Raw genomic sequence first — 13146 nt, 5'->3', positions numbered from 1 at the left:
TAATGATAAAAAGGAAGGCGAATCTCATCAATTCAAACCGCCAGCAGAAACGAAACAATCAAGGAGGCACCATATTGCATTTTAATGATTCAGTCACGGACAATGAAAAAAAGCCCCCTTTCCCCGAGTGCTTTCTTACCGGCTCGGCCTTCAAAATAGTTGATGGTTCATCCGATATAGAAATGAAAGCGTATTGCGCAACTCAGCCGGCGGGGAAAGGATTTCCCCAATCAGTCGCTTCCGGCGACCCCACGTCGTCAGGAATGATGCTTTGGACCAGAGTGGATCCTTCGTTAGAGGCGGGGGCCTCTGATACCGAAATCGGCGGAGAAGGCTTCAAGTGGCTGAACAAGCCGCAAGGCATCGATCAGGGAAAGACTGTGATGTTTCAGGTAAGCACCTATCTGGATTTTTCTTTCGTGGAATTGAGCGGGTTTTCTCCGCTATGGAAGGACCACGATAACGTCGTCCGCATTGATCTGGATGGACTGCTGCACTCTGATGAAACTTACTATTACCGTTTTATCACAACGAGCGGCCTGGTGAGCAGAGCCGGCAGATGCCGCACGCTTCCACCGGAAGGCAGCGACTGCCCCGCAGCCACCATCGGCTACGTGTCCTGCCAGGATTACACGAGCGGCTATTTCAATGCGCTGGCCCACCTGGCGGACGAGCAGATGGATTTCTTTTTGCATCTGGGAGATTATGTGTATGAAGCCGCCGGGGACGCTTCGTACCAGACCGGCATGGAAGCAAGGCAGATCACCCTTCCAAGCGGTGAAGACAAAGCCTTTACCCTGGAGGATTACCGCCACCTGTACAGCGTGTACCGTACAGACTCCGATCTGCAAAAGCTGCACGAAAACCACGCCATGGTGGCCACCTGGGACGATCATGAATTTGCAAACGATGCCTACGCTCCGGCGGTGGCCCCGGATGACAGCCTGGAGCCCGATCCAAAGCGGCGCCATTCGGCAAACAGCGCCTGGCTGGAATACATGCCTTCGAGGGTGTATGTGCCGTCCCGATCGTCATCCGGTGAGGGACTGAAGCTGTACCGGTCGATGACTATTGGTGACCTTGCCACGCTCTACATTACAGACGAGCGCGCCTACCGCGATGCTCACCCCTGCGGCGAACAGGAGCTGGAGCGTTATTTCACCGATGGCTGCGATAACATTCACAGCCCCGACCGGTCCATGCTCGGCAGGGAGCAGAAGGATTGGTTTCTCGGTGAATTGAAAAATTCCAACAGCTTATGGAACATTTGGGCCAACCAGGTGCAGCTCACCCAGCTGAAATTTTTGGGCAGGTACATTAACCTTGATGCCTGGGACGGATTTGCACACGAACGGCAGGCCATCGCCCAGACAGTGGTGAATGAAGGCATTCAGAATTTCATTGCGCTGACAGGCGACTTTCATTCCTTTGAATCCTCCTACCTGCAGGAGGATTACAGCCGGGATGGCCATAAATACGGTGTGGAGCTGATGGTTGGGTCCGTGACGTCGAGCAATCTGAACGAAATGGTGCAGAAAAACCTGAATAACCTGTTCGACCATACGAGTCCCCTGCCTCAAAATGCGACGCTCGAAATCTTTCGCACCTTTCTGCCGGACGCGTTAAGTGAAAGCATTATTCCCACAGAGTTTCTGTTTAAAGAGCTGCAGAATGCCATCAAAATTGAAAATCCCTGGATTGAATTATTCGACAGCACCTCGCATGGCTACGCCCTTTTGGAGCTCTCGAAATCCAAGGCAGTCTGGACAGCCTATGCGGTGGACAGCATCGAAGAAAAGCAGGCATCAAAATCCGTGCTGCTCCAATGTGAGATTCCAAACGGGGAAGTAGCAATTAACGTGAAGGAGAAAAACAGCCTTTTCGGTTAAGAAAAGGGCCCGGCTTTACGGATGACGGTGACACAGGGTCACCCGGAGTGAATAAAGCCTGTCCGACTTCCGGCCCTTTATTTTCTGCCTGAGTTTCGTATATCCTCTATGAGGGTTCTTTGCCCCATCCTAGATCAACACCCGAGAACAAGTTCCCTTTGCAGAAAGTAGGTTTTCGTATGGCAATTCCCCAGGGCGGCGCTCAAGGCCCGCGCATAGACATACTCGATCAAATACGCGGCTTCGCCTTGTTTGCGATATTTATCGTTAATATCTTCGGCCTCGCGTTGGTGAACCCGGCCAATCCAACCTGGCTCGGCACCACTATTGAAACAACCGTCGCCATCGTATTCGAGGACAGCGCCCGGCCGCTGTTTGCGATGATGTTTGGCATCAGTCTCGTGCTTATTTACAGCCGGCTGCATACAAAGGGCACAAATCCTTATCCGACCCTCATCCGGCGGCTTGTAATCCTGTTTTTCGTCGGGGGTCTGCACGGCTTCTTTGTATGGGCGGGCGACATTTTACTTATGTATGCCTCTGCGGGACTCGTGCTGCTCACGTGCCTACGGCTTCCAGCCAACTGGCTGCTCGAGCTTGCCTTCCTGTTCTGGCTCGGCTATTCCACCGGTATCGACCTGCTGGACGGCTATACCTCTTTTCAGATGAACCCGGAGCAGTGGATGAAGGACGCTCTGCCGACAAATCAAACATATCCGACCGGCGTGGAATACCTGCTGATTGAATGGTCGACGATGATCGATCATTTTGGCTATTTCTTTTTTGGGATGTACGCCTATCGCAGCGGCATTTTTTCAAGAGCCCTGGACGATCGCAACCGTAAATGGCGACTCGCCGTCGTGTTTCTCCTTGCCGGACTTTTAGGAAAAGCCGCTCTGTACGCAGGAGCCGCCAGCCCGCTGGTCGCTCATCTTGACGACGTGTACGCGTTTTTGGTGAGCCTGGGGCTGGGCCTCGGACTGCTGCTCACCGGCACGAGCCAAAAAAGCATCGCCCTGTTTCTTGTCCCGTTTACCGCCGTGGGAAAACTGACCTTTACCCATTACCTGCTGCAGTCGGTCATTTTCGTGAGCCTGTTCCGCGAGAGCGGACGGACGTTTTTTAACGGCATGGGCCTCTGGGACCCGCCGGGCTACGTGTTCGCACTGTTCATCGGCCTGCTTGTATTTGCCGCCCAGCTGCTCGCCAGCCCGCTGTGGCTGAAATACTTTTACTACGGCCCGCTGGAGTGGGTATGGCGGATCGGAACGCATATGAAATGGGTGCCGATGATTCGTAAGCGGTCGTGAATAATATTCCAATATCAATAAAACCGCCTTTTCGAATGAATAGGCGGTTTTGCTATTTCCATATACACGCTCGGCTATAATTTTATACGATCCTTATACGCTTCAATCAACCGTTTGTTTCGCTCATCTGCCCCGTCAATATTCCCACTAAGAAATACAGGTGGATCAATGCCTAAGCTGGTAAGCTCTTGGACCGTCTGAGCCATCACAGCTTGAAGAATAGTAGCTCCTACCGCAGTAGAGCTGGGACCAAACGGCACCTCCACCTCCTCCAGTTCCAGCAGAGCGTCTCCCGGAGGAGCGGCGTTGTCTATGACAACATCAGCCACATCAGCCAGCCTATATCCCTGTTCATGCCGGGACGGCTGACTGCTTGAATAGGCGATTGATGTAATTACGACTACTGTGGCTTCAGCTTTTTTTGCTTCCAAAGCAACATCTACCGGAACAGGGTTTCTTCCAGAAGTAGAAATGACGATCACTGTATCTTCTGGTTTGATCGTTTGTTCTTTCATAAATGTCTCTGCATAATGATTTTTTCTTTCCAATTCGGATGAACGCAGAGCACCTTCATGAAGCATTAATGGCTCGTGGAGAATAGGCTGAACAGGCACCATTCCTCCTGCACGGTAATACACATCAAGAGTCAGCAAATGTGAATGCCCGCATCCAAACAATTGAATAATCCCTCCTTGCTGGAGTGACTTAGCCATATGTGCAGCCGCCCGAGTCATCGGTTCGGTTTGCGACTTTTGTACTTGCTCAAGCTGTTGATGGATGCGATTAAAATACGTTTCAATCATTTTTTATTCTCCTTTCCTGCTTTCCTGCATTCCTCATTGGCACGCTCCATCATCATTTTCATTTGCTGCAAAGCGTGTTCAATGATAATTTCTCCCTTTTCAGCAGTTGCTTTTGTGGCTTCACCCAGAACTGCTGTTTCGGTAAATACCTCCCAGGGGGTCGGTGTAAAATCTGCTTCCACAGGGATATTGGGCGGATCATCAATGGCCCGGCTCATATCAACGTACTCAGGAGCCACATACCTCATCATGGATGTTTCAATTTCACAGGCGTGAAAATAGGAGTGATGCACCGCTGATTCCTCTACTTCTTTCCGCTTCTGATTGAGCCCAGGATAAAAGAAGTAAAATACTCGAAAATCCGGAAAACGTTCGTATAACAGTCTTGCTGCTTCTTTTAAGGCCGTCTGGTTACCCAGGTGTCCATTTACGATTGCAAAAACACAAAACCCCTGCTGGTGAAGACTTTTACCAATCGAGACAATCGTATTTATGAGCACATCATTTGAGATACTAATGGAGCCGGGGAATTGCTTCAGGCTCCATACCTGCCCATAGGGTAAAAGCGGGAGCTGGAAGCTTTTTGTCTCCTCAGCCAGTCGTTTTGCCAGCCGTTCAGCCAAAATATTGTCAGTGCCAAGCGGCAGATGAGCACCATGGGCTTCTACTGCACCTACCGGTAATACCGCTGTCGGATTTTCATTAATTTTTTCTTTTATTTCTGTGGACCTTTCAAATGCAATATCCATCGTTGGTTTCCTCCTATTTACCGGTGAAAAGTCATGCATCTGGCTGGATTCTCGACGAAAAATTGATGGATTAAATTTTCACCATCTAAACCGATCTGCTCTGCTTCATCGATAAACCTTGGAACCCAGCTTTCTAAAATATAGGCCAGGCCCGGGCCGTAATCGTAATGTCTGTAATAGGACTTCCTCGCTGTGTCTCCGCTAATCAGAATTTGAGAAGCATATCCTTTTTCCACCAGCTTAAAAATACAATGCAGCCTCGTGCTCTCTGGTGCATATTTGATTTTTCCAATGCCATCAAAGCTCAGGAAAGCCCCTGTTTTCGCTACCTGCTCATGGTAATAAGGATCAGGGTTCCGATCCATATGGCCAAAGCTCACTCTGTCCAAAGGAACGTCTTCTTTTTTCAGCAGTTCAATTTGCTCCAAAGCCATCGTGCCTACTTCAGTATGAGAATGCACAGGAGCCCCCGTTTCATGATGAGCCCGTGCTACTGCACGGATCGTTTTCTCCTCGAGCGGCGTAATGCGGTTGTAGCCGGTACCGAATTTCACCTGCCCTGCCCGTTGGCTGGTGTCTTCCAGCCCCTGTTCCACCTCTTCTGTAACGTGCTTTGTCAGCCCCTGTATAGAGGTATGCTCGATCCATTCTCCGTAGGTTCTAAATTCGCCCAGCTTCTTCTGGAGATGGCCGGGAATGGCCGCATTCCATAGAAAGCTTTTATTAAACCCGGCTGTGCCTACAATGTGCATGGAAAGACGCTCCGCAATGTCTGCAACAGCCGTAACGTCCCTGCCGTAATCTATAGCCGTGGCATCAACAATGGTTTTGCCGCCAAGGTCTACGAAATCTTTCACGTCCAATAATGATTTTTCTTTATCATCCAACAGTAAATCTGCTTCCTGCTTTTCCACCCAATACGGGGGCCGGCAGACAATATGCTCATGAGCATAAGTGGTATTCATTTCTTTTGGATCTATATCTTTATGAAGCGTTCGTACAAATGACATTAATATTTCACCTTCTTGTTTAGTAGACTATACCAACAATACTATCCAAAGAATAATCGGGCGAGCCAATAGATGATTGGACCGAGAATAAACATGTCAGAATCCGCAGCCCACATGGCAGTGTCCGGTACGGTAGTCGGCAGCAGCATACGTACCATAACGAACTGGCCCCAGGCTACAACAGTGGCTGTGATAACTCCCCCCATGAACGCTCCTCTGATGCCTCCAGTGATGTTTCCAAACACCCCTGCTGTTGCACCGTGGAAAAATAAAACGATCATCGTTGGAACAAATATATAACTCACGGTGTTACCCAGTACCGCCAGCCAAACCAATGCTCCAAAAAAAGCGCCAATAAACCCTACGATTACTGCGTTTGGTGCAGAAGGAAATACAATCGGGTTATCTAATGCCGGCTTTGCTCCTGGTACTATTTTGGTCGCTATACCACGGAAAGCGGGTACGATTTCTCCGATAAACATTCTGACTCCCGTTAAGACAACGGCAATACCAGCTGCGAACGTAAACGATTGAATTAAGGCATAAACGATGAAGCTCTGATCACCAGCCATGGCTTCCAATTCCTCCGCTCCTGGAGAGTTTCGGAAGCTGATTAAAATGGCACCGGTCACAAACAAAAGAGCCATCGTAAGAGCCGTGATAACGTTAGAATCCCTTAAGAACTCCAGTCCTTTTGGCAATTGGACATCTTCTGTATTTTGTGAATTCTTACCGACAAGCTTTCCAGCCAGTGCAGATAACAATCCGACAGAAGCGCTTGTATGGCCTAAAGCAACTTCATTATTACCCATAATCCTCCTCATGAAAGGCTGAACAATAGCTGGCTGCACTGTCCAGTAAATTCCAAGAACGATAGATAAAAATGCCACCATACCGAACATATTTGCATTTCCACCAGATGCATGGACAATGATTCCGGCAAAGATCGTCGAGGTCCAAAACATCATATGTCCGGTTAAATAAATATATTTTAATGGTGTAAATCGTGCGAGCAGTACGTTGATCAGAAAGCCAAACGTCATCGAAAGCGTAACCACACTTCCAAACTCCGCGTTAAACGTTTCCTGTCCCATATAATTGGAGATGGAAGCGTAATCCAAGCCAAAAACTTCTGCCCACAGCGGCTCGAATACTTCCAGGGAACCTGTAATAATACCCGCACCGGCTGTAATGATCAAAAAGCCGATGATTGCTTTAAATGTACCTGTGATAACCTGGTTCGCTTTCTTTTTTTGCAGAAGCAAGCCGATTAATACAATCAATCCAATAAGGATAGCCGGTGTCCCAAAGAAGTTGTCTGCTAGCCAAAACACAAATTCCATGCTAAATCCCCCTATGCGTTACCTCTTAATTAAACTTCCATTTGCTCATCAATTGCCTGACTGATCTCTTTAGGATCAAAATAGTTCTGCACAATTATCAGTTTTGCTTTATGTCCTTCTAAGTTGGGGGCTAATTCCTGATTGGTAATAATATAATCTGCCTGCACGCCGGATGCAGACGAAACATCCATGTGCTCCACATCAGCATCAATATTTTTCTGTTCTAAAGCGGTTTCAACATTCATTTTCAAAATCAGGCTTGTACCTTGTCCTAAACCACATACAGTTAAAATTTTCATTTCTTCATCCCGCTCCTTTGAATAATTTTTGTAATTTCCTGAACGTTTCTGGCTTCCTTCATATGTTCTATCGTTAATGGATCATTTAAAAGCATCGTTAATTTCTGCAAAATATGAAGATGCTCTTCATTCGATGCTGCACTTAGCCCAAATACCAAGGTGACAGGATCATTTGTCGAATGGCCAAATACAATAGGTTCCTCCAACTGTACAAATGAAATAGCGGACTCTAACGCACCGTCCTGCGGCCTTGCATGAGGTACAGCAACGCCAGGCGCCAACACAAAATACGCCCCCTGGGAAATATAGGCCTCCACCATTGCCTGTTTGTATGAAGCACTTATTGTTTTTTCCTTTTCCAACAACTCCCCAGCTGCCCTAATGGCCTCTTCTGGTGAAGACACTGGATGTTGCACGTTTATCATTTCTTCTGGTAAAAATTTCATTCTATCACCTAATTTATTAATATATGGAAGAGGCCGAGTCTTGGCCCACAGGATGAACTATATTGATTAGTGATTCCTCATCCCTCACCTGTAATAACGCTTCACGTTTCCCGGCATCATAAAGCAACTGATTCAGCTCTGCCAATGCCTTTAAATGGCTATAGTCATCAGGAGAAGCTACCACAATAAGAAGTTTTACTGATTTGCCAATCATGTCTACCGGATTTTCGAGTAATAAAAGACTGAAGCCCAGCTGATGGACACCTGCATCTGAACTTGCATGCGGCATGGCAATTTCGGGTGCGATTACTACATAGGGCCCCTGCTCTAATAAATTCTGTCGCATGGCCGTTACATACTCTCTGCTGATAATATTATTTTCTAAAAGTGGAGCGGACGCTTCTTCGACAGCCTCCTGCCATGAACCTACTGAAGGAAGCATACGTATATGTCCCGCTGGCAAAACATGCTCTAATGAAGAAGTCTGCTTGTTTGTGTTTGCTCCCCTCACTAATTCGGGCTCCATCCATTCCTGTAATTCACCCGACAACCCTTTGGCATCCTGAATCTTTGCATACCTGCCAATAATTTTCATCAGCTGCTTCATCTGCTGCTCCCGGCTGAAGCTTTTCTGCTTCCAGCGTCCGTTAATCTGATTAAGCAGTATTTCTTTATCCGTTTCGCTAAAAACTATAGGTACATGAATGACCGGAATTTCCCGCTCCGGGATCGATATTGTGGAAACAATGTAGTCAACGTCGCTGATATCCATGTCATGGTACTGACGCAGTGATACCGTATCTATAATTTCGATATCCGAAAGCAGATCACGCAGCTGACTCTCCAGCAGCCTGGAAGTACCGATGCCGCTGTGACAGACGATCAGCATTTTCCATTTTTTCACCGGTGCCAGACCTTCCTGCTGCAGCCAGCTTCCAAAATGCATGGCCAGATAAGCTGTCTCCTCGTCGGGGATCACCTGACCGAGGAAGGTTTCTAAAACGTGCTTGGATTGTTTCGTTAAAATATATACATCATTTAAATTTTCTCTAACTTTTTCCAGGGCTTTATCCTTCATCTGTATGCCGTAGCGCATCCGGAAGATGGCCGGCTGCAGGTGAATTGAAAGGTTGTTGGCCAAGCCTCTTTTATCCTCGATTTCCACGAGTGCGAATTTTTCGAATTCTCGAATGAAAGAATAAATCGCTGCCAACAGTTCTGATCTTCCAAGCTCTCCCCACATCGATTCAGATATACGGTTCGTGCGTGCACTCAGAAGATGCGCCGTAAAGTAGATGATCTCTTCAGTGGCCGATGTTCCTTCTGATAACGGAAGCGCACGTAAATGCTGCTTTGATATTTCGTAGAGATGCGTATTCACAATCACTTCCCGTTCGGCCGGGTCAAGCTGTATATGCTTTCCATGCTTAGAACGACGCAGGAAGAAAGCAAAACGTACACTCAACTGTTCAATAATGTCATCGGTGTATTCTATCCCCGCAGCCTCTTCAATCTGATGAATAACTGTTTCAATATGCTTTACAGCAGAATATTGCAAAAAATTCATCGATTCCCCGAGCCTGGAGAAGAATGAAAAGGAGAAACGTCCTTCCTCTGTAAAATGATAATGCAGCAAATGACTGATCTTACGGCGTTTATCCTTTTCCAAGCCTTTGATGCGATAGCCCTCCGTCAAATCAAAGGATATCGACAACGACCACGCTTTCAGCTCTTCCCGAAGCAGACGGACATCATCTAAAACCGTATTGCGGCTCACATGGAACAGCTCCTGAAAATCAGCTACCATCCATTTATTCTTTATGCTGCTGATTAAAATAAGGTAAATAACCGATTTTCTTTCCTCGCGTGAATAAATGTATTCCTGCTGATACAATATTCCACTTTCTGCAATAGCCCTTTTCATGAACGGCTCGATAAAGTATCCCCTGGATCTTTGATGACCCAGGCCGGAAAAATGGTTTTCCTTCATCCAGTGACTGATTTTATCTAGGTCCAGATAAATGCTTCGTTCCGAGACCTGAAAAGTCCCTGCCAGGTAAGAAACGGATAATGGCTCCTCCGTTTCCAGCAAATTGCTTAAAATTTCCAAACTCCTTTGATCTAACGCCATAAGACAACCTTCCTTTCGTCGCGACATTTCAGTTGGTTGTTAATAATAATCTTAGCTTTTTTCTTCATTAAGCTTAAGACCAAATGCTTTCAATAGTTTCGTGAAAAGAATTGTTTCGCAGATAAACTTGCAAAGGGGTTCTGTATTTACTTATTATTTTATTATTGCTGATAAAGTTTCTTTCTACGGATGGCAGGAATTACAGCGAAAACATTGGTACTGCTAATAATATTAAAGGAGATGCGTGATGAGAGTATTTCATATTCTGAATCAAATGATGGAAAACAAGGTGGCGGTTGTGATCCGGGGCGACAGCCCGGATCAGGCTATAAAGACGGCAGATGCCTGCGTGAAAGGCGGCTCTAAAACACTCGAAGTCACTTTTACCGTGCTGGATGCCGACGACGTACTGCGCACGCTGGTGCAAAAGTATCCCGATGCCGTGGTCGGTGCCGGTACCGTGCTCGACAGCGAAACGGCCCGGCTTGCGATTATTCGGGGCGCGTCCTTTATTGTGAGCCCGTCCTTCGATAAAGATGTTGCGAAGCTCTGCAACCGCTATGCGGTTCCTTATCTTCCGGGTATCATGACCGTCCTGGAAGCGACCGAAGCACTCGCCTACGGCGCCCAGGTGGTCAAGCTCTTTCCCGGGGAGATGTACGCCCCTTCCTTTATCAAAACGCTTCGCGGCCCGCTGCCACACCTTCAGCTGATGCCAACCGGCGGTGTGGACCTGGATAACATGCTGGAATGGCTGCAGGCCGGGGCCATCATGATTGGTGCCGGCGGGTCGATCACTGGACCGGCTAAAACCGGTGATTATGAGAAAGTTACCCAGCTCGCGGCTGAATTTCAGCGGTTGGCCGGAGAAGTGTAACTTTAAGTATCTACGTTAATACTTAATATATTAATTGAAGAAAAGCAGTAAATATATAATAGATCACTAAAACAAAAAAATAGCAGCCCGCTCTGTAATTAAGAGCGGGCTGCTATTTGAGCTGTTATGTATTTAGGCTTCAGCGACTCTGAGGCTCACGTTAATCCAGCCAAGCAGCGTGTTCGTCCGCACGTTTGCTTTCGCCACGAGAAGGTGCAGAACGATCAGGTAAAGGCGCTCCCACTGGTCAAACCGGTAGTCCCAGTCGCTGTCGAGGTGGGTAACATCCTGCAGCTTCCGCTTCGTCTCCGGGTCCAGGTAGATGCCCTTGCCGTAGATCCGCTGGGTGCGTGTCAGCTTATTTTCCTCGAGCCAGTCATCAATCTGCTGAAGGTCGTAATAGATGGTGCGCTGTGAGATTACCGAACTGCTTCGTTAATCTTTCAACTTCCAAGACGGGGTCCGCCCGAAGCATATAATTTAAGATCGCCGTCCTGCGCTGATCCAGAAAAATGATGATCCATCTCCAGCCTCTTTGTTTCAAATTGCAAAATGTATTTGCTCATCACTAGTGAACACCGTTGTTAAAGCCGATGATAAACTCCCCATTATAGCCGGAATAAATTTCCCCACGTACAATACAAACCATAGCTGAGAAAGGAGTGCTGTGGTTTGTGAAAACGAAAGGGGAATTTTTTATGATCAAGGAAATGAAAGAACGGGGGATGTCGATCTCGGATATTGCCCGCGAGCTTCGCATGGACCGAAAAACCGTACGAAAATATCTCACGGCTCCGTCAGCACCGATACCATCCAAACGGAAACAGAAAGCCAGTAAACTCGATCCCTATAAGCCGTATCTGGACCAGCGCATGTTGGAAGATCAGGTATGGAATTGGGTGAAATTGTTCGAAGAGATTGAGATGAAGGGCTACGACGGAGGTCTTACCATTCTGAAGGATTACATGAAGCCCTACCGGGCTGCCGCCAAGAAAAAGTATACGATGCGGTACGAAACCCGGCCGGGCGAACAAATGCAGGTGGATTGGAAAGACATTGGCCTGGTGGAGATCGACGGCAGCCAGCAAAAACTGTCCCTATTCGTGGTGATCTTGGGGTATTCGCGCATGAAGTATGCCTGGTTAACCGACAAACAGGACCTGGAACATGTGATGGAAGGGCTCCTTCGAGCATTTGAGTATTTTGGCGGTGTCCCTCAGCGCCTTCTGTTCGACAACATGAAGACAGTGGTCCATGGCAGAGATCAGGGACGGGTGTTGTGGAATGAACGATTCGCGGCTTTTGCCGATTATTACGGATTTATTCCCAAGGCCTGCCGGCCCTACCGGGCCCAAACGAAAGGCAAGGTGGAGCGGTCGATTCAATACCTGCAGAATCATTTTCTTCAGGGCCGATCGATTACCTCCCTGGATCAGACGAATCTAGAGCTTTTACGATGGCTGGACCAGACCGGCAATCGAAAGATCCATCAAACGACGGGTGTCTCCCCTCAGGAACGCTGGGCCGACGAACAGCTGCAGCCGATACATACCGTGAAACGGTACGATACCAGTTATCATACGTACCGAAAATCGCACTGGGATGGCTCGCTGTCCTACCGGGGAGAGAAATGGATGCTTGCCTCCACCTATGCGGGCAACGATATTCTGATTAAAGAAACGCTTCATGGCGACCTATCGATGTTTTGTCAGGGCTCGCCGGTTGCGTTTCAACGATTCGGCCCGTCGGCTTCCCGATGGGAAGACCACAACAAAAAGAAACAGACGGCCCCGGCTGACCACCGGCCATCTGCTTCCCTATCTTCGCTCGATGTCGACACGCGTTCGTTGACGTTTTATGATCGGTTCTCGCTGGGAGAACAATCATGAACAAGCGCCTTGAAGCCATGTGCCGCACCTTGAACCTGCCGGTCACGGCGGACCGATGGTCCGCCATGGCCCAACAGGCTTCCACCGATAATATAGCTTATTCGACATTTTTATAGGTTCTATGTCTAATGTTGGGGTGACCCCTCCGTTATCCGGCGAGCGACCATTTATATTGATGATGCAATAACACTTTGGCCCGCAGGCGGTCGTACCGTTGGAACCCGAAGGCGTTCCGTTTGATCACCTTGGTCTGATTATTCAGTCCTTCCACGGTGCCATTATGGTCATCGAACGTAAAACTGTTCAGGATTTCAGTCTGCCAGCGCCGAACGGTGGCGGCAGCCTGGGCCATGTCCGGGCATCCGCTCGCTTCCACCTGCCGGTAGAAGGCGTACAGATC

Annotated in this window: 13 protein-coding genes; 5 read left to right on the top strand and 8 right to left on the bottom strand. The window is 48.1% G+C overall.

Annotation, left to right across the window (positions count from 1 at the left end; genetic code table 11):
• The first annotated feature begins 74 nt into the window (after nt 1–74).
• Together ACTTK7_RS10300 and ACTTK7_RS10295 are read left to right on the top strand one after the other, a co-directional pair.
• Complete coding sequence (locus ACTTK7_RS10300; protein WP_462867947.1) at nt 75–1889, top strand: alkaline phosphatase D family protein; 1815 nt, start codon at nt 75–77, stop codon at nt 1887–1889.
• 179 nt (nt 1890–2068) lie between these two features.
• Entirely contained in the window at nt 2069–3199 is a 1131-nt protein-coding gene (locus ACTTK7_RS10295) for a DUF418 domain-containing protein (RefSeq protein WP_462867945.1), read from the top strand.
• Between the two features lie 74 nt (nt 3200–3273).
• On the opposite strand, the gene ACTTK7_RS10290 is transcribed toward ACTTK7_RS10295, so the two are convergent.
• From ACTTK7_RS10290 to ACTTK7_RS10260, 7 genes are read right to left on the bottom strand one after another with little or no spacing between them, the layout of a single operon-like run.
• Nucleotides 3274–4002 carry an SIS domain-containing protein gene (locus tag ACTTK7_RS10290; RefSeq protein ID WP_462867943.1) on the bottom strand — a complete coding sequence of 243 codons (729 nt, stop codon included), beginning with the start codon at nt 4000–4002 and terminating at the stop codon, nt 3274–3276.
• Nucleotides 3999–4751 (bottom strand): creatininase family protein, encoded by a 753-nt coding sequence (locus ACTTK7_RS10285; RefSeq protein WP_462867941.1) that lies wholly within the window; start codon nt 4749–4751, stop codon nt 3999–4001. Before ACTTK7_RS10285 ends, ACTTK7_RS10290 begins: the two co-directional genes overlap by 4 nt.
• 17 nt (nt 4752–4768) lie before the next feature.
• Nucleotides 4769–5761, bottom strand: coding sequence for a phosphotriesterase family protein (locus ACTTK7_RS10280; protein ID WP_462867940.1), 993 nt, complete (start codon nt 5759–5761; stop codon nt 4769–4771).
• A 41-nt stretch (nt 5762–5802) separates the two neighbouring features.
• Nucleotides 5803–7104 (bottom strand): PTS ascorbate transporter subunit IIC, encoded by a 1302-nt coding sequence (locus ACTTK7_RS10275; RefSeq protein ID WP_462867938.1) that lies wholly within the window; start codon nt 7102–7104, stop codon nt 5803–5805.
• A gap of 29 nt (nt 7105–7133) precedes the next feature.
• Entirely contained in the window at nt 7134–7403 is a 270-nt protein-coding gene (locus ACTTK7_RS10270) for a PTS sugar transporter subunit IIB (RefSeq protein ID WP_298785411.1), read from the bottom strand.
• Nucleotides 7400–7849 (bottom strand): PTS sugar transporter subunit IIA, encoded by a 450-nt coding sequence (locus ACTTK7_RS10265; RefSeq protein ID WP_462867936.1) that lies wholly within the window; start codon nt 7847–7849, stop codon nt 7400–7402. Before ACTTK7_RS10265 ends, ACTTK7_RS10270 begins: the two co-directional genes overlap by 4 nt.
• Before the next feature lie 16 nt (nt 7850–7865).
• Nucleotides 7866–9980 (bottom strand): BglG family transcription antiterminator, encoded by a 2115-nt coding sequence (locus tag ACTTK7_RS10260; protein ID WP_462867934.1) that lies wholly within the window; start codon nt 9978–9980, stop codon nt 7866–7868.
• A gap of 247 nt (nt 9981–10227) precedes the next feature.
• On the opposite strand from ACTTK7_RS10260, the gene ACTTK7_RS10255 reads away from it, so the two are divergent.
• From ACTTK7_RS10255 to istA, 3 genes are all read left to right on the top strand, one after another.
• Nucleotides 10228–10857: a bifunctional 2-keto-4-hydroxyglutarate aldolase/2-keto-3-deoxy-6-phosphogluconate aldolase gene (locus ACTTK7_RS10255; RefSeq protein ID WP_462867932.1), complete on the top strand. Its 630-nt coding sequence runs from the start codon at nt 10228–10230 to the stop codon at nt 10855–10857.
• A gap of 126 nt (nt 10858–10983) precedes the next feature.
• Entirely contained in the window at nt 10984–11274 is a 291-nt protein-coding gene (locus tag ACTTK7_RS10250; RefSeq protein WP_462867931.1) for a hypothetical protein, read from the top strand.
• Between the two features lie 257 nt (nt 11275–11531).
• Entirely contained in the window at nt 11532–12746 is a 1215-nt protein-coding gene (gene istA, locus ACTTK7_RS10245) for an IS21 family transposase (protein WP_462867930.1), read from the top strand.
• A gap of 148 nt (nt 12747–12894) precedes the next feature.
• Here istA and ACTTK7_RS10240 read toward each other — a convergent pair.
• The coding region (locus ACTTK7_RS10240) for a transposase (protein WP_462867928.1) at nt 12895–13146 on the bottom strand (252 nt) is incomplete at its 5' end.

It is taken from the genome of Marinococcus tarijensis (assembly GCF_054971385.1).
The sequence above is the reverse complement of the archived record's forward strand: the minus strand, read 5'-3'. Positions and strand labels throughout refer to the sequence as shown.

Coding starts and splice junctions, on each gene's coding strand:
- ACTTK7_RS10260 (WP_462867934.1), bottom strand. CDS start 9,980: ATGGCGTTAGATCAAAGGAGTTTGGAAATTTTAAGCAATTTGCTGGAA.
- ACTTK7_RS10255 (WP_462867932.1), top strand. CDS start 10,228: ATGAGAGTATTTCATATTCTGAATCAAATGATGGAAAACAAGGTGGCG.
- ACTTK7_RS10275 (WP_462867938.1), bottom strand. CDS start 7,104: ATGGAATTTGTGTTTTGGCTAGCAGACAACTTCTTTGGGACACCGGCT.
- ACTTK7_RS10250 (WP_462867931.1), top strand. CDS start 10,984: ATGTATTTAGGCTTCAGCGACTCTGAGGCTCACGTTAATCCAGCCAAG.
- ACTTK7_RS10285 (WP_462867941.1), bottom strand. CDS start 4,751: ATGGATATTGCATTTGAAAGGTCCACAGAAATAAAAGAAAAAATTAAT.
- ACTTK7_RS10290 (WP_462867943.1), bottom strand. CDS start 4,002: ATGATTGAAACGTATTTTAATCGCATCCATCAACAGCTTGAGCAAGTA.
- ACTTK7_RS10265 (WP_462867936.1), bottom strand. CDS start 7,849: ATGAAATTTTTACCAGAAGAAATGATAAACGTGCAACATCCAGTGTCT.
- ACTTK7_RS10270 (WP_298785411.1), bottom strand. CDS start 7,403: ATGAAAATTTTAACTGTATGTGGTTTAGGACAAGGTACAAGCCTGATT.
- ACTTK7_RS10295 (WP_462867945.1), top strand. CDS start 2,069: ATGGCAATTCCCCAGGGCGGCGCTCAAGGCCCGCGCATAGACATACTC.
- ACTTK7_RS10280 (WP_462867940.1), bottom strand. CDS start 5,761: ATGTCATTTGTACGAACGCTTCATAAAGATATAGATCCAAAAGAAATG.